Here is a 16,879-nt window from a genome sequence, read left to right as displayed (position 1 = left end):
TTCCTCCAAGTAGAAGTGCTTTTCAACTATCATACATCATTTGCAGCAAATGAAAACAAGGAAACGGCGAAATTTCGCCGATTCCCCGCACTGCGCATTATTTCTTGTTCTGGTCGATAATCTTCTTGCCTTCCTCCATCATGAACTTGCGTGCATCCTCATACGAGGTTTTGTCCAGCAAATACTTGTTCAATCCGGCTTCCGCCACCTTCTTCAATTGCTGCTGATAGGGAACGCTGATGACAGAAGCGCCTGCAGTCCTTACCTTATCGTTGAAGATAGCCTTGTTCAAAGCATCGCTGTTTACCAGATCCGTCTTGCCCTGAATCGTTTTATCAAGCACGGCTTTGCCGTCCGCTTTCGTCCAGCCCGGAATCCAGCCGCCTAAGGAAGCGCCTTCCGTTGTCGCAAATTTAATAAAGTCAAACGCCGCTTCTTTGTTTTTCGAATTTTTGTGAATGGTAAAGAAGGAGCCTGCAATGTTCGTTAAGCCCGGCTCTACTTTGCTAGAAGAGCGCGGAAGCGGAGCAAACGTAATTTTGAAATCACGCGGGTAGCTTTCCTTATTCAGAAACGCTTCATCCAGGGAATACATCGGTATTGGCAGCATGCTCGTCGTACCGTTCATAAAATCGGTGGCCCAATGCTGCTTGGCTGACAGCACATCTGCATGAGGACGTACCGATTTGTCTTCAAGCTCCATCGCTTTCCGCAGCTTAAACCAGTACTCGAAGCTCGGATCATCGAATTGCAGGCTACCGTCTTCTTTTAACTGTGGATTCTTGAAGTCGGTGTACGCGATAATATTCGCATATTCCCCGAATGTGTGGAAATAGGCGCCGTACCGACCTTCCTTGCTCATCTTCAGCTTCTTGGCATACTCTCTGAAATCATCCCACGTCCAATCGGGAGACGGCAGCTGGAGACCCGCTTCCTTCAGGTGAGTTTCATTCATCGCGACATACCAGAAGCTTGCGTTAGCCATCATGCCATAGTGCTTCCCGTTATAAACCGGATTTCTGTAGAAATCTTTCTCCGGATCGATTTGATTCGCCGAATAGAATTCATCCAGCGGATACAGCACCCCGTTGCCGGCGCGTTCGGTCACGAAGCCTTCGTTGTTCAGGAAAAGAACATCCACCTGTTCCCCTGAAGCGGCAAGTACGTCGAATTTTTGAAGCATTTCGCGGCTATCATTATTTTGGACAAGCGCTACATGCTCCACCTTCACGTTTTTCCCCTGCGCATTATAAGCGTCGATGATCTTCATCAGCGGCTCGCCCGGCTCCCCTTTGTAAGCCGTATACACCTTAATCGTCGTTGCGCTTTTCTCCTCAGCCGCGGGCGATTGCGTGCTTCCGCTGCAGGCTGCCAGGAGTAGACTCATGCTCAGCATCATGGTTGTCGCTAGTTTCTTCATCTCGTCAGTTCCCCTCTTCTCCACTGTCATTTTGCCTTTTAAGCATAACGAATTCGAAAGCGAAAGACCGTGTACTTTGTGTTACTGTTCTACGTGCATTTTTTCGACATCTCCGATGCTCACCCTTTTACCCCGCCAACAGTGATCCCGTTAATGACCTGCTTCTGCAAAATAACGAAGACGATAATCAGCGGTATGATAGCAGATACAGCAGCCATCATCATCAATGAAACGTTGTTGGAATACTCCTGACGGAAAAATTGAATGCCGAGCGGCAGCGGGAATAGCTCCTTCTTAAACAAGAAAATTAACGGATTCTGATAATCATTCCATGTCCAAATAAACTTAATGATACCCGCTGTTGCCAGAATTGGTTGACACAGCGGCAGCATGATTTGTACATACACTCTGAAATAACCCGCACCATCGATCTTGGCCGCTTCAATAAAATCGTTATGAACGCCCATCATAAATTGCCGCATGAGGAATGTGAAGTACATGGAGAAGGCCAGCATCAGAATCAAGCCCTCATGCGAATTGTACAGCCCGAGCCATTTGATCATGATGAATCGCGGCACGAGCGTCGCTTGCTCCGGAATGATCATGAATGACATCATCAAGCCGAACATCAGACCTTTTCCGGGAGTGCGCAGCTTAGAGAAGGCAAAGGCCGCCATCGAGGAAAAGAGCAGCGTTGCCAGCGTCGCAATGACCGCGAGCTTTAACGAGTTCCAGTAAAACATGGAGAAGGGTACCTTCTCCAGCCACACCTTTTGAAAATTCGCCGTCCAATTCCAGGTCGTTGGAATCCACTGGATCGGGTACGTCATCACGTCCCGCTCTAATTTGGCCGATGCCGACAGCATCCAAACGAGCGGAACAATGAACATGATGGAGCAAGCTCCGAAAAGAATGGTGAGTACAATCCGGTCGAGCTGTAATTTCTTAGCTTTCACTATCGTTTCCCCCTCCTGTTATGAACGTTTCTCCCGAGCCTGTACAACCCATGTCACAGAGGTGACGGCGATAACCAGCAGGAACAACACCCAAGAGAGCGCGGAAGCATAGCCCATATTAAAATTAATGAAGCCTTCTTCATAGATCCGGTATACAAGCACCGTCGAAGCGTCGTTCGGCCCCCCGTCCGTCAAGAACTTGATGAGGTCGAACACTTTAAATGAACCGATGATCGTCGTAATTGTAAGGAACAGCGTCGTCGGCGCCAATAAGGGAGCCGTGATGTACCAGAATTGCTGTATGCCTGATGCACCGTCGATCCGGGCGGATTCGTAAATATCCTCCGAAATTTGCGTCAAGCCCGCCAGAAAGATAATCATCTGATAACCGAGCGCCTGCCAAATCGCGATAACCATAATGGCGACAAGGGCATACTGCGAATCGACGAGCCACTTGGGTGGCTCCTCCATACCCATCGCCATCAAAAATTGATTAATCGGACCGCTGGATGGATGATAGAGAGCTGCCCAGACTGCGGCGATAGCGACCGTGGAGCAAATATAAGGGATAAAAAATAAAATTTTGAACAAATCTTTGGCATAAACCTTCGTGTGGATGAGAACTGCCATGATCATTGCGATCAAGAGTCCCATGGGGACTGTGATAGCTGTGAAAAACAGATTATGCTGCAAGGCCTTCCAGAACTTGGTATCATCCACCATTCTCTCAAAGTTCGCAAGCCCTACAAAATTCATCTCCTCAAAGCCGCCGGCAAGGTTCCAGTTTGTAAAGCTCAGAAACAATGAGAACAGCAAAGGGAATATGGCAAGGGTAATGATACCTACCGCTTCAGGCGCTAGAAATATCCACCCGATGACTGCTTCCTTCCTTTGCTGATCCCACCATTTTCCTCTCGTTTTCCGGTTTGCGGGTTCCATCCCGTATTCCATATCTCCTACCTCCTGATGATCATCCGAATCCTCATCCTCATTATAGGGGGAATCGACAACAATCGCGGTTCAGGATTTAGACTCGTTTACGTGTATTATTTTTACCGATTTCAAAATATCACATACGATGAATGTAACCCGTACGCTAATGGCACCCTTGTTGTAAGGGCATGTTCATAACAAAAAGAATATCATCTCTTGCTTATATAATCATTTGATTATATAATGACGAAAGGCTGCACGAATGATAGGGAAAGGAGTGAAGGATTTGGTTGAAACTGAAGTGTCGATTGAAACGATTGCCGATACCTTGAAGCTGCTGTCCGATAAAACACGCTTAACCATTGTCGCCTTGCTCAAGGAACGTGAAATGTGTGTATGTGACATCGTAGATATCCTGGAGACGACGCAGCCAAACATCAGCCAGCATTTAAGGAAGCTCAAAGCTGGCGGGATCGTTAATGAAGCCCGGCGGAGTCAATGGATTTATTATTCATTGAACGTCAATGACAAGCCGTACTTACGCGACATCCTGATGCAGCTGCCTTCCATGAGCGACAAAATCAACGATCAGAAACCCAATAGCTGCTGTTAAATTCGGAGGAGCATTCATGCTTGCATTAGCGCTTGTTATATTTGTCATCACATTGGTGTTGGTCATTTGGCAGCCGAAGGGGCTTAGTATCGGATGGTCTGCTTGCGGCGGCGCGCTTCTTGCCTTCATTTGCGGAATTGTCGATCTGCATGATGTCTGGGACGTGACGCAAATGGTGTGGAATGCGACCCTCGCCTTCGTAGCCATCATCTTGATTTCTCTTGTTCTCGATGAGATCGGTTTTTTTGAATGGGCAGCGCTGCATATGGCCCGTTTCGCCCGCGGTAACGGAAAGTTGATGTTTGTCTATGTTATTTTGCTGGGGGCTGGAGTCGCTGCTTTCTTCGCAAATGACGGTGCGGCACTCATCTTAACGCCGATCGTACTCGCGATGGTTCGTGCATTGCAATTTGATGATCGGAGTATTCTTCCATTCATCATGGCAAGCGGCTTCATTTCTGACACAGCCTCACTGCCTCTTATTGTCAGTAATTTGGTCAATATCGTATCGTCTGACTTCTTTGGGATCGGGTTCTTGGAATACGCCAGTCGTATGGTTGTCCCGACCTTCTTTTCTATCGCGGCCAGCTTGCTGGTGCTGTATCTGTTCTACCGCAGAAGCATCCCAAAGCAGTATGACACAGCACAGTTGAAGAAGCCGGCCGATGCGATTAAAGACAAGCGACTTTTCAACATATCATGGATTATTCTTGCCGTGCTCCTTATCGCATACTTAATAAGTGAATTCGCCAACATACCGGTCTCCGTTATCGCGGGTTCAGCAGCTATCGTTTTGTTGCTTCTTTCCAGACAAAGCCGAGAAATCCATACCTGGAAGCTCATTAAAGGTGCGCCTTGGGCCGTTGTCCTGTTCTCCATCGGGTTGTATATTGTTGTGTATGGTCTGCGTAATGTAGGGCTTACAGATGAGCTGGGGGATGTGTTGGAATGGGTTGGTGCTCATGGCTTGTTTGTCGCCACGGCAGGTACCGGATTCATTGCCGCCCTCCTCTCCTCAATGATGAACAATATGCCGACGGTTATGATGAATGCGCTGGCCATTCACAGCACGAACCCGGAAGGGGTTTTACGTGAAGCCTACATCTACGCGAATGTAATCGGTTCGGATTTGGGTCCCAAGATCACGCCTATCGGTTCGTTAGCCACCTTGCTATGGCTCCATGTGCTATCAAGCAAAGGGGTTAGAATTTCCTGGGGGGCTTATTTCAAAACGGGTGTCGTCCTTACCGTCCCCGTGCTTTGTATCACGCTTTGCGGGCTATTCTTATGGCTGCAGCTTATCCATTAAAAATCAAGCCATTTACTTAAGGGGGACCTCTCCAATGAGCAACAAACCTCTGGTTTATTTTCTTTGTACAGGGAATTCGTGTCGCAGCCAGATCGCTGACGGCTTCCTGAAAGCCCTTGGCGGCGACAAATATGAAGTAAAAAGCGCAGGTCTCGAAGCTCATGGCCTCAATCCGCGAGCAGTGCAGGTTATGAGAGAAGCCGGCTTCGACATTAGCTCTCACCACTCGGACATCATCGATCCGGAGGTTCTGAACCGCGCATCGTACGTTGTAACGCTTTGTGGGCATGCCGATGAGCATTGTCCGGTCATTATGAATCCCGATGTGGTCAAATGGCACTGGGGCTTCGACGATCCAGCGAAGGCAACCGGCACGGAAGAGGAAATCATGGCTCAATTTCGTCATGTGCGTGACTGTATCAAGGCTCGTATCGAAAAGTTTCTTAACGAAGACCACTAGCGTGGAAATGGCGTACGCTCTCTGAACCGTTTGCTCGAGAGCGTACGCCATTTCCGTTTACTGGTGCTTTTCCAAATGTAGTCGACCGACCGCCGTCATGCAGCGAAACACTGCGCGCTGGAAGCTGTGCGCGTGCGGAAGCAATGTATTGCTTGTGGGTCCTCCTGTGGCGCTTTGACAGCTATTCGGGTTGCAGAATTTATCATTACAGCGTGCCGGGTGACATAGGGTTTGCTGCTTCAGGGTAAAATAGCCCATTAACCCTATATCAGTTTATAATTTTGCGCATGATGAAGTATCGCTATGCCATGATTAAAAAAACCGCTGTTTCAGCGGTTCTGAATCAGATGAAAGGCTCTGTCATCCGACACAAGTCATTTGGAAAGAGCCGGAGTGCTTTCGTTTATCGAATTAAAACGTAGTATATACACTTTCACATTCCTCTGCGGTCGGTTCATAAAAACAGTGCTTCTTCCATCGTCCTGCGAGTGGTTGATTATACCAGGTTGGCGGGCACGGTCCGGGATTCTCAAACGTTCCTGGCCGGAAATACCATAGGGAGAATTTGGCTGGCCAGATCCGCTCCCCATCCACAGCCCGTTGCGCCAGACGGCGTTCCCTATCTCTTGCACTTTGATAGTACATACCGTGCTGCAGCGCTTCGAACGCATGGGGCTGATTGATCATCTGGGGAATGGTCCGGATGCCTTTAAAATCAGAGCAGTTCGCTCTTATTCGATTAATGCCAACATTTCCAACAAGAAGCATGCCCGTTTCGCCTTCGGTCTCAGCTTCAGCTCGAAGCAGCCTTGCCAACATGTCAATATCCTGTTTCCTGGCTTTTACTACTGCCATTGGCTCACCTCTTTAGATTTCTATACTCATCATATTGTAGGTGAAGCCGATGTGTTACACTCGCCCAGTAGAAAACGATGGTGAATCGCCGTTCCGTCGCCCGGCCTCCAGGATGAATAAGCGCGTGCCAGCTGGCTTAGAGCTGTATGAGATTATAAGAAAGCATGGATTAAAAACAAAACAGCAAAAGCTAACCCTGAGCGTAAATGCCACTTGCGATCGAGTCTCCGATATCGCAATAGTCCCGATATAGGTACCGGAAGAAGAACCACTAAAGCAAGCAAACCGCTAATAGTATTCAAATCGAATGTAAAGCCATACATAAAGACAGCAACCGTATGAAGGAGGATAAAAGCAATCGCAATGATGGCCATTGGGGTATGCCACCTGCGAGCAAAGCGCAGCAGCAGTGAAAGTCCCTTCTTCACATAAACTATACCGTCCCCTATGCGCTGTCTCATAGCAAAGAGAAACGCATAATAAGCAAGCACAACAAATATGGCGATTCTGGCATACGAACCATAATCTTTAAGCATATGTTTCAACTGCTTGCTATGCAGAGCAGCTGAAGAAAGCTCTACGATGTCCTTTAACTGCCAAACAACGAGCAGAACAGCTAGTATGAACGCTACGCTTATTCCGAATCGCTCCTTTTTGGGTATCCATTCCTGCTTTATCCTGTCAGCTTTCATTTGCGGTGTATTCACTTTAGCTTGCCTCCGTTGTTATATGAATCAGTACCCGTTTATTCAATCAAACAAAGCAGTTGATCATGTTGATCCACTGCTTTGTTTCGCACCAATTAGTGAATGAGTTAATTAGTTACCGATACTGCGGCTCATTTTATTGACAGCACTGAACAGCGCTTTTGCAGATGAGGTCATGATATCAACGTCAATGCCGCAGCCCCAATATACACTCCCGTTCGAAGCCGTAATCCCGATATAAGAGATAGCTTGTGACTTAGAGCCGGTTTCCAGCGCATGCTCCTTATAGAACAAATCGGTATACTGAATCCCCAGATGGGCTTGGAGTGCATTGCTGATTGCATCCAATCCCCCGTTCCCGCTGCCCGTAATTTCCTTGACTTCATTGCCGGACCTTACCGTGACGATGGTTTGAAACTCCTCATTGTCTGTCATGCGGTATTTGACAAATTCGACAGGCGTATTTAAATTCACATATTCTTTCATGAAAATATCGTATATTTCTTCAGGCATCAGTTCCTTTTGCTGCTGATCCGATACGTTTTTAACGCAGTATCCGAAGTTTTCCCGCATTTTCGGCGGAAGATCGAGACCATACTTCAGCTGCAGAATGTAGCCAATTCCGCCTTTTCCGGACTGGCTGTTAATGCGGATGATATCGCCTTCATACTCCCTGCCGATATCCTTGGGATCAATCAACAGATATGGAACTGACCAATGCCGGGGCTCCTTTTCCTCTCGCCAAGCCATTCCTTTGGCAATGGCATCCTGATGCGAGCCGGAGAACGCGGTGAATACAAGCTCGCCGCCGTAAGGATGTCTTTCGCTTACTCTCATTTTGGTCAGTCTTTCATAGACGGAGATGATTGTAGTGATGTTCTCCAAATTCAGCTTCGGGTCGACACCGTGTGAGTACATGTTCAGAGCCAACGTGACAATGTCTACGTTCCCCGTTCTTTCCCCATTCCCGAACAAAGTGCCTTCGACGCGCTGAGCTCCGGCGAGCACCCCCAGTTCCGCATCCGCCACACCTGTTCCCCTGTCATTATGTGGATGAAGCGATATAATCACATGCTCCCGGTAATTCAGATGATCGCTCATATACTCGATTTGGCTGGCATAGACGTGAGGCATCGACATGGATACCGTTGCTGGAAGATTGATGATGACGGGGTTCTCCGCCGTTGGCTGCCATACATCAAGTACGCTGTTGCAGATGGCCAGCGCAAAATCAATTTCTGTGCCTGTAAAGCTTTCCGGTGAATATTGGAACTGGAAATTCCCCTCAGTCTCCTCCGCGCACTGCTTCAACAGCTTGGCGCCGCTGACAGCAATGTCGATAATTTCTTCTTTGGATTTGCGGAATACCTGTTCCCGCTGCGCCACGGATGTCGAGTTATACAAATGCACGACGGCTTTTTTCGCACCCTTAAGCGCTTCAAAGGTTTTCCGGATAATATGCTCTCTGGATTGGGTAAGCACTTGAATGGTGACATCATCAGGGATCAAGTCCTGCTCGATCAAGGTGCGCAAAAAGGCAAATTCCGTTTCCGACGCTGCGGGAAATCCGACTTCGATCTCCTTGAACCCAATTTCAACAAGCATTTTGAAGTATTCCAGCTTTTCCTCCAAATTCATGGGAACGATTAATGCCTGATTGCCATCACGAAGGTCGACGCTGCACCATATCGGCGCTTCGGTAATATATTCCTTCTTCGTCCATTTCAAGCTTGTCTCCGGCGGCATAAAATATCCTCTTGCGTACTTTTCAACATTTTTCATGGGTTATCATCCTTTTATCAATTTCTGTTCTGATTTGAGCAAACAGGATAACAAAAAAAGTCTTTCATCTCTACAAAACAGAGACGAAAGACTTGGACATCTTACGCGGTACCACTCCGAATTCATGCTAGTCGGCATGCACTCTACAGACACGTGATTGCCAAAAAATAACAACCCTCGTATCCTCCTGAAGATAACGGTCAGGCTCCGGCTCCACCTACTTTACTGGTTCAGCGAGCAACTCCAAGGCGAGTTCCGATTTTCTCCACGGCTGTTTCACACCATCCAACAGCTCTCTGGTCGTTTGGAAAACCGTACTATTCCTTTTCAACGTATATCCACTATTAGGATTAATGTTAAACGAACTATACCTTGGTGTCAAGTGTATTTCAAACGATTACTCATTGCATTGTCGCGCCATTCTGCCCATTAGTCTGCGTCTGAAGCACCTGCTCTATGCACAGAACCGGATGATGTTGGTCGGGCAAGCACAGCAGCATGAGCTGCGGAGAGCAGAGATACCGCCCGAGTACACGCCGTCCGTTACCGCAAGCTCCGTCAACTGCTCCCTCCAATCCCCTTCGGAGTGGAACTCGTTCAGAATTACTTTGGCCAGAATGCAGGATAGATTCTGCTTGCTGGTCAAGCACCAGCAGCAGTGCCGCCAGGGCTCGAACATGTAAGAATAGGAGCTGATGCTTGTATGCATCAGCTCCTAATTCAAGCGCGTGCGCCTATTCCTGACTCAAAATGCCCTCAACGTCCGAATCGAGCACCAGCTTCACGATGGTATCTATCGGATTGCGTCCCGATTCCGGAACCGAAATGGCGATGCCGGAATCCTTTTGCGAGAACGGTACTTCCTCCCCGTTCAGCAATGTGCAGGAAACGATGCTTTGCTGGAGCGCCGGAAGCGTCTGCTTGCCGAACTCGTCAACGTTCAAGATATGAACGTAAACGATGTTTTTACGGTAAGTCGCGCCGTACACGCCATCCACCGGCTGGAACGGGCCTCCGCGAGTGCCGTAAATGCTCTCGCCGTTTGCGCGCATCCATTCGCCGATTTTGCGGAACAGCTCGACCTGGTCTTCCGGTACGACGCCATCCTTGTCCGGGGCCACATTGAGCAGCACATTTCCGTTTCGGATGAATACGTTCAGGATTAAATCCATGACACGCTCGAAAGCAAACGCCTGATTCGTCGGCTGCCAGGCCCAGGAGCCGGCTACGCTGAAGTTTTTCTCCCATGCAAACGGAATGATGTTGCCGTTAACATCGTGCGGTCCTTCATCACAGAAAAAGTCGCCTTCCCAGCCGGATCGCTCGTTAATGACAACCTTGGGGTTAATGTCACGCGCCATTTGATTCAGCTTCACCGGCTCCCACAGCCAAGCACCGCCTGCGTCCGAGCCTTTGTGTGCGAGCCAGGAGCCGTCGTACCACAAAATATCGATCGGACCGTAGCGGGACATCAGCTCGGCTACTTGATCGTAGCACTGTTTTTTCATCAGCAGTGCGTTGTCGTATTTCTCCACCGGCTCGAAGTAGCCCGGGAATCTCCAATCCATTGGCGAATAATAGACGCCGACCTTTAAGCCTTTGCTGCGCGCCGCCTCTGCGTATTCCTTTACGAAATCGCGGTGTGCGTCTGCCTGCATCGTCGTGTAGCTATCGTAGCTGCTCTCGCTATCCCATAGAGCAAAGCCATCATGGTGCCGGGTTACCATAACCATGTAATTCATGCCCGCCGATTTGGCCAGCTCAGCCCAGTTGTTCGCGTCAAAATGCTGCGGATTCAGCGACATCGCGGTTTTCCGGTATTCATCGTAAGGAATTTGCTCCTTGTTCATGACCCATTCGCCGCGTCCGATAATGGAATATGCGCCCCAGTGAATGAACATGCCAAACTTGGCATCGCGCCACCACTGCATATCTTCTTCCGGCAGCTTCAGCTCCGCGCATTTGATACCGTCCGTGCTTTTAAATCTGACGTTGCTTTTCAGCATCGAAGCCAGCTCCGCTCCGCTCATCGGAGCCGGGTCACCGTTTGAGTAGCTTAATCCGAGCTTGGCGATTTTTCTTCTATTCAACTCATTTTGCATGAGCTTTTTTACTTCCTGCAGCGAGAACCAATACGTGTTTTCGGTCCGGTTCGGCACCGTTTTTTGGAATTGGTTGATTTTATACGCATAGTCCTCAAGCTGCTCGTTTGAAAGCGAATCCAACAATTCGCGCTGCAATTCTGCCTTGCTTTCGTTAGACAGCTCCTGCTCGCCCTTGAACATAAACCGTTCAATAAAATCTATTTCTTGTTGTACTAACAACGTTATCTTCCCCTCCGATTATCGTCGTTTCGGTTAAATACTAGCATAATCAAAGGGTTTTATGAAGAAAAGAACCGGCTTTTGAGGCATGTTGATATGAATAGCCCCTAAGTGGACCAATATGCCCTAATAGTCCACAGGGGTCATAAAATGAGCCTGTTCAGAACTGAGAGGGCCGCAGCCGGATGGCTGTAGTTGACTTGACTGGTGAGCATAGTATGTTATAATTCAATTATTCAATTGATTTGTGCTGATTAAGTGCATATAAATTCAACGAAAGAAGGAAACCGAGATGGAATGGAAAGAAATTACGACACTTGAAGAATGGAATGACATTTTGGCTCAATCCGCAGATCGTGGACAGGTGATTTTGAAGCACAGTACGACTTGCCCTGTCAGCGCCAATGCGCTGCATGAGTATGAACAATATTTAAAGGATAAACCGAATCACGGGGTAAATTATACGCTTGTTAAAGTTATCGAATCTCGTCCCGTATCCAATAAAATTGCCGAGGATTTGGATGTGAAGCACGAATCGCCTCAAATCATTTATATCAAAAATAAAGCGAAATACTGGGCTGCCTCCCACTGGTCGGTAACGAAGGCGCATATTACAGCCGTAGTGGACTAATTGGATATTGGCGATGATCCTCTAGCGGCCTTTGCCCAGATTGGAAAGAAGAATCGAGGTGATCATGATGGAGGATCTGATGAACTCCGCGAAGAACTTCAAGGAGGAGCTATATAAACAACTATCCCGAATCGGAAAATGCTTATCCAGCGACAAGCGCCTGGAAATTCTGAATGTGCTGTCCCAGGGATCAAAAACGGTGGAGAAGCTGGCTGCATGCACAGATATGAATACTGCAAATGTATCCCGTCATCTTCAAATTCTGCTTGATGCCAGGCTGGTCAATTTCACGAAGTATAAGACCTATGTGATCTATTCGCTGGCTGATCCCGCTATTGTAGACTTTCTCTCTTCGTTATGGCACATTAGCCAGAAGCAGCTCCCCGACATTGGGAAGCTTAAAGATGATTTCCTAAATCACATGGATGACGTTCAAACCCTTACGATGGATAAGGTCATGGAGAAAATAAATACCGAAGCCATTATTCTGCTGGATTTACGTCCAAAAGAAGAGTACGAAGCCGGTCATATTGCCGGCGCGATATCCGTCCCCATGGAAAACCTGGAGGATTGTATAAGCGAATTCCCCCAAAGCGCAGAAATTATTGTCTACTGCAGAGGCCCGCTGTGTGTCTATTCAGCGCTAGCTGCACAAAAATTACAATCCGCGGGCTTCGTGGCTTATCGGATGGATGAGGGCTTGAATGAGTGGCAGCGATATTTTCAATTAAAGCATGAACTGGAGCCAGCGAAGAAGTGAAAAAAAGGCTCCAAACCCACGATAAAGTGGAATTGGCGCCTTCTTTTTTGCAGGCATGGCGCGTAAGCGCAAGCAGGAGCAGCGAAGCTCCTTCATCTATTTCCCCTCATTTGCCGCATCGCAAAATTGTTTCAGGGCCTGCGCTACCATCGTTCTGGGACATGCCAGGTTAACACGCAGCCCCCCTTCGCCCTCGGTTCCAAACATTGACCCTTCATTAAAAGCCACTTTCGCCCGAGAGTACATCAACTCCTTTAGCCCTTTACTGTCCAAGCCGAGCTGACGGCAGTCCAGCCATAACAAATACGTACCTTCCGGCCGCAGCGGCTTGACTTCCGGCAAATAGAGCGCCAGGTACTCTATTGCAAATTCAAGATTGCCTTTGACATACTCCATCATCTCATCAAGCCACTCCGCCCCTTCACGATATGCAGCCTCTACTGCATCCTGAGCGAAATGCTGTGCCATGTTTAAGCTGAGCGTTATAAGTCTGTGCTCTATTCTTCTTCTTAAGTTCGCATTAGAAGCGACGATGAAGGATGTTTGCAAGCCCGGCAGATTAAATGATTTGGTCGCAGCCAAGCAGGTCACTGTTATAGTAGCGAGCTCAGAAGACAGCGAAGCGAACGGCACATGCGTATGACCCGGGAAGGTTAAATCGCAATGGATTTCATCTGAGATAACAGTGACTTCATATTTCAGACAAAGCTCACCCAGCCGTAGTAGCTCTTCCCGTTCCCATACGCGTCCTCCCGGGTTATGCGGACTGCAGAGAAGCATAAGCCTGGCTCCATCTTTAAATAAGGATTCCAGGTGCTCGTAATCCATCTCGTAGCGGCCGCTGCGTAAAAGAAGACTATTTCGGGCCACTTTCCGGCCATTGTTCTCGATAACATCATAAAACGGGTAATAAACGGGAGTTTGTATAACAACCGGTGCGCCTGGCTCACTGAACAATTCTACAGCCAGGCTTAAGGAGGTTACGACACTGGGCGAGTCTGTAATCCAGCCGCGTTGAATTTCCCAGTGGTGCCGGTTACGAAACCATTGAATAATGGCGTTAAAATATTCGTCTGTACGAATAGCATATCCATAAAGTCCCAATTCGGCACGTTTCTTCAAAGCTTCCGTGACTGCAGGCGGACTTGGAAAATCCATATCTGCAACCCATAAAGGGAGGATATCCGCCTGACCAAACCGTTTTTTGTTTTGATCCCATTTGTAAGAACGGGTGTTGCGACGGTCAACGAAATCATCAAAAGAGTAGTTCAATGCGTACCACCTCGTCATATTTTCTGCCCATGCAGCGATATGTGAATGTATCTGATCATCTACTATCATGACGTATTTGTCAATTTTCCGGTACGAATCCATAATGAATTTCGATGATCAGATGGCGTCCTCCTGTGAAACGGGCCCCTTTCTCCCTGTCAATAGCCGTTGACCCCATAACAACAGCCGCCCAAAAAAACAATGAAAGCATACTGCCATAATTTCATTGTAATCCTCCTTTTTTTGAACGCAAAAAACCACACAAATGACCAGCACGGCCTTTGTGTGGCGAAAATAGAGATTGCTCTCCAGAAAAGTCCACATCATCTCAAAAGAGTTTTAGTATTCTGTTACCGTTATAGTATAAAAACGTAGGTCCTGTCAATATGCAAGAATCAATACGAAGCAAGTCATTTACATGAATCACAAGGTTGATATCAGGAGACGGCCGCCTTTTTTCATAACCACCTCGTAGCAGCCCCAGCCCAAGGAGGACGGCGAAAACTGCACATCCTGACCCGACATTTGATAGTTTTCAAACGCTCCCGGCAGCTTTAGGACAATCGCCGTATCCCGATCCGCGGCGAGCTCCGCCTCAAACCTCTGCTCCCCCAGATTCCACGAGAATGAAGCTTGGCCGGTGCAGAATCGCAGGTCCGCCACTTTACCGCTCGTCCATCTGTCAGGCAGCGCCGGCAGCAGCTTCACCATTTTAGGGGAAACATACAGCAGCATTTCCTGTACGGCATTCACCCAGCCCATATTCGCATCCAGTTGAATAGGAGCCTCCTCCATATTCATGCAGACGCCCATATTCCGCCAGTCATTGTGAAGCGTCAGGAAATTGTTCAGCAAGCAGGAGCGCGACAAAATATCGAGACACGCCAGGGACTTATTCCCATCGCCGAGCCGGGCATAGATAGCAGCCATATGAACTAGCGACCAGCCGCTCTGCGCGCCGATCAGCCGCTTCTTGACAGCCGTCTCGAACGCTTCAAAAGACTCCGGATGCTCTTCCTTGGTGAATTCTTGACCGGGGAAGATCGGGTAAATATGGGACAGGTGACGATGATTATACCGGTCGTCAAACCTGTCGTCCATCCATTCGCGAATCGCCCCATCTTCATTTAATTGGTAATCGGGTATTCTATTCAGCATGTCCTCCCATTTACCGATTTCGTCCGCATAAACGCCCGCCTCGCGGCTTCCTTGGATTAAATGCGTGAGCAGCTCTTTTAGAAGCGCAAAATCCATCGTCGCATTGATGGTTGTGGGCATCGGGTGAGCCAATGGCCTGCCATCCGTCGGCATAAAGTTCTCGGGGGTATTTTCAGGCGAAACCGAGGGATAGAACTTATAGTATCCGTCACTGCCGATCACAAGGAAATCCTCATAAAACAGAGCCGCTTCCTTCATGAACGGCAGCGCCTTTTCCTCTAATAAAGCTCTGTCTCCGGTATAGAGATAATATTCGTAGTAATGTCTCGCCAGCCATGCTGCAGCACCTGTCCAGTTCATAATAACCGGCACGATTTGATTCGGCGCTCCAATCCCCGGCGTCGATCCGGCCGGAATGTAAATGCCGCGGCACCCATAAAGCTTTCTTGCATTATCCCTGAAGTCCTCCATCATGCTGTCGTAGTAACGGAAAAGAGCGGGCATCAGCTCGATCAAGCCGCCGATAGGGGCATGCCAGTACATCATTTGTACGTTTTCGTTGGCCATGTTGTGGCACCAAATCAAATCGTAGTCTCCGCCCCACAGTCCATACAATCCGAATGGCTGGCCTTCAGCGTAAGTTCCGGAGATGAATAAATATCGGCCAAACGCCCACATTTTCCGGACCAATTCGGTCGAGGCTTCTCCGTCATAAGCTTCCAGAAGCAGCTCTTCATTCGCCCGCTCCCCGTGATCTCCGCCCAATTCCAGATTTGCGGTATGGAACAATTGCTGATGGATTGCCGTATGAGACGCCAAAAGCCGGTCATAATCGGCGGAGATGCCGCATAATTCGTCCCTTAGCCGGGGCCATTCCTTCTCGCGGTTGCCCTTTACAAATACTTTGACGAGAGCCAGAACCCGCGAGGCTCCCCGGAAGCTGATCGTCTCTTGCTGAACTGCTCCCAGCTCCCCGTCTTCAGAGAGGATACGCATTACCGCCCCAAAGTCCGTACCGTCATCATTACGTCCGGCATAATAAAGATAGCCTTGCTCCGCTTTCGCCTGAACGGTGGCCTCCAGCGCCTTGCACGCCTCGGCCAAGCCGGGGCTGTCAGTCTGATGAAATACAAGGCGGAATCCCCCCTGCAGCTCATGTCCATCCGACTTGATCTCATAGACAATGACATCGTCCGCTCGGGAGACGAACAGCCTTCTCGCGCAGGATGCCTCGCCGTCTTTCCAACGTACTGTGACTTCTCCAGTCTCCATGTTGAGGCATCTCCGGTATTCCTTGAAAGCATGCTCGCAATGCATGGTCAGCTTCAGCGCGGCGACAGGAAATCTCGCTGCCAAGCGGGTGTCATAACCGCTTTGCTGCAAGGTGTTCGTTAAATGCCAGCTCGCCTCCAGATATTTCTCCTCATCCATCAGCCTTCGTGTCTCAGGGAGCGTATGACTCACGTCGGGAAGAGCAGCCTTATGCCCCCAATGCCATAAGTCCTCATGCGAGATGAGAACAGTCTCCTCCTTGACCGCACCAAAAACCGACGCACCGATCCTCCCGTTACCGGACGGCAGCGCTTCTCTCCACATATTGTTCCACCATGAGGCCGGATATTTGAAACTGAGCGTGTTGCTGCGGTTAGCCGATTTTTCCAATGCAATCATCTCCTATGTATTCCTGGTTTAAGAGGCT

14 protein-coding genes, 1 pseudogene and 1 other annotated feature are annotated in these 16,879 nt (G+C 48.7%); of the genes and pseudogenes, 5 read left to right on the top strand and 10 right to left on the bottom strand.

Annotated features, from left to right (window positions below):
• Window positions 1-97: 97 nt before the first annotated feature.
• The 3 genes from WBG83_RS00390 to WBG83_RS00380 all read right to left on the bottom strand — a co-directional run bounded on the left by WBG83_RS00390 (window position 98) and on the right by WBG83_RS00380 (window position 3,327).
• Window positions 98-1,420, bottom strand: a complete 1,323-nt coding sequence (locus tag WBG83_RS00390; protein ID WP_336741659.1) for an ABC transporter substrate-binding protein — start codon at window positions 1,418-1,420, stop codon at window positions 98-100.
• Window positions 1,421-1,539: 119 nt separating this feature from the next.
• A complete protein-coding gene (locus tag WBG83_RS00385) occupies window positions 1,540-2,376 on the bottom strand; it encodes a carbohydrate ABC transporter permease (protein WP_336741657.1) in 837 nt (278 codons plus the stop codon).
• 18 nt (window positions 2,377-2,394) lie between these two features.
• Complete coding sequence (locus WBG83_RS00380; RefSeq protein WP_336741655.1) at window positions 2,395-3,327, bottom strand: carbohydrate ABC transporter permease; 933 nt, start codon at window positions 3,325-3,327, stop codon at window positions 2,395-2,397.
• 244 nt (window positions 3,328-3,571) lie between these two features.
• On the opposite strand from WBG83_RS00380, the gene WBG83_RS00375 reads away from it, so the two are divergent.
• Genes WBG83_RS00375 through arsC form a run of 3 tightly spaced genes read left to right on the top strand, consistent with a single transcriptional unit; the run spans window position 3,572 to window position 5,691 of the window.
• Window positions 3,572-3,922, top strand: a complete 351-nt coding sequence (locus WBG83_RS00375; RefSeq protein WP_336741653.1) for an ArsR/SmtB family transcription factor — start codon at window positions 3,572-3,574, stop codon at window positions 3,920-3,922.
• A 16-nt stretch (window positions 3,923-3,938) separates the two neighbouring features.
• Window positions 3,939-5,231: an arsenic transporter gene (locus WBG83_RS00370; protein ID WP_336741651.1), complete on the top strand. Its 1,293-nt coding sequence runs from the start codon at window positions 3,939-3,941 to the stop codon at window positions 5,229-5,231.
• Between the two features lie 34 nt (window positions 5,232-5,265).
• Window positions 5,266-5,691: an arsenate reductase (thioredoxin) gene (gene arsC, locus WBG83_RS00365; RefSeq protein ID WP_336741649.1), complete on the top strand. Its 426-nt coding sequence runs from the start codon at window positions 5,266-5,268 to the stop codon at window positions 5,689-5,691.
• Between the two features lie 411 nt (window positions 5,692-6,102).
• Here arsC and WBG83_RS00360 read toward each other — a convergent pair whose 3' ends face one another.
• The 5 genes and pseudogenes from WBG83_RS00360 to WBG83_RS00340 form a co-directional block, all read right to left on the bottom strand.
• Window positions 6,103-6,546 (bottom strand): cell wall hydrolase, encoded by a 444-nt coding sequence (locus WBG83_RS00360; RefSeq protein WP_336741648.1) that lies wholly within the window; start codon window positions 6,544-6,546, stop codon window positions 6,103-6,105.
• A gap of 152 nt (window positions 6,547-6,698) precedes the next feature.
• A complete protein-coding gene (locus tag WBG83_RS00355) occupies window positions 6,699-7,253 on the bottom strand; it encodes a hypothetical protein (RefSeq protein WP_336741647.1) in 555 nt (184 codons plus the stop codon).
• 111 nt (window positions 7,254-7,364) lie between these two features.
• Window positions 7,365-9,035 carry a 2-isopropylmalate synthase gene (gene leuA, locus WBG83_RS00350; protein ID WP_336741646.1) on the bottom strand — a complete coding sequence of 557 codons (1,671 nt, stop codon included), beginning with the start codon at window positions 9,033-9,035 and terminating at the stop codon, window positions 7,365-7,367.
• A 76-nt stretch (window positions 9,036-9,111) separates the two neighbouring features.
• Window positions 9,112-9,375: a binding site (T-box leader), on the bottom strand.
• 112 nt (window positions 9,376-9,487) lie between these two features.
• A pseudogene (locus WBG83_RS00345) lies at window positions 9,488-9,687 on the bottom strand (TetR/AcrR family transcriptional regulator); the annotation flags it as partial.
• Window positions 9,688-9,769: 82 nt separating this feature from the next.
• Window positions 9,770-11,359, bottom strand: coding sequence for an alpha-L-fucosidase (locus WBG83_RS00340; RefSeq protein WP_336741644.1), 1,590 nt, complete (start codon window positions 11,357-11,359; stop codon window positions 9,770-9,772).
• A gap of 292 nt (window positions 11,360-11,651) precedes the next feature.
• On the opposite strand from WBG83_RS00340, the gene ytxJ reads away from it, so the two are divergent.
• Both ytxJ and WBG83_RS00330 read left to right on the top strand, forming a co-directional pair.
• Window positions 11,652-11,990 (top strand): bacillithiol system redox-active protein YtxJ, encoded by a 339-nt coding sequence (gene ytxJ, locus WBG83_RS00335; RefSeq protein ID WP_336741642.1) that lies wholly within the window; start codon window positions 11,652-11,654, stop codon window positions 11,988-11,990.
• A gap of 67 nt (window positions 11,991-12,057) precedes the next feature.
• The gene (locus tag WBG83_RS00330) at window positions 12,058-12,750 is read left to right on the top strand and encodes an ArsR/SmtB family transcription factor (protein ID WP_336742602.1); all 693 of its coding nucleotides are present in this window, start codon (window positions 12,058-12,060) and stop codon (window positions 12,748-12,750) included.
• A gap of 96 nt (window positions 12,751-12,846) precedes the next feature.
• Here WBG83_RS00330 and WBG83_RS00325 read toward each other — a convergent pair whose 3' ends face one another.
• Together WBG83_RS00325 and WBG83_RS00320 are read right to left on the bottom strand one after the other, a co-directional pair.
• Window positions 12,847-14,022: a MalY/PatB family protein gene (locus tag WBG83_RS00325; RefSeq protein WP_336741641.1), complete on the bottom strand. Its 1,176-nt coding sequence runs from the start codon at window positions 14,020-14,022 to the stop codon at window positions 12,847-12,849.
• A gap of 423 nt (window positions 14,023-14,445) precedes the next feature.
• Entirely contained in the window at window positions 14,446-16,851 is a 2,406-nt protein-coding gene (locus WBG83_RS00320; RefSeq protein WP_336741639.1) for a glycosyl hydrolase family 95 catalytic domain-containing protein, read from the bottom strand.
• Between the last annotated feature and the right edge of the window lie 28 nt (window positions 16,852-16,879).

It is taken from the genome of Paenibacillus sp. y28 (assembly GCF_037137075.1).
Taxonomy (GTDB): Bacteria; Bacillota; Bacilli; order Paenibacillales; family NBRC-103111; genus JBBBNV01.
Note: the sequence above shows the minus strand (reverse complement) of the source record. Positions and strands in the feature narration are given on the sequence as shown.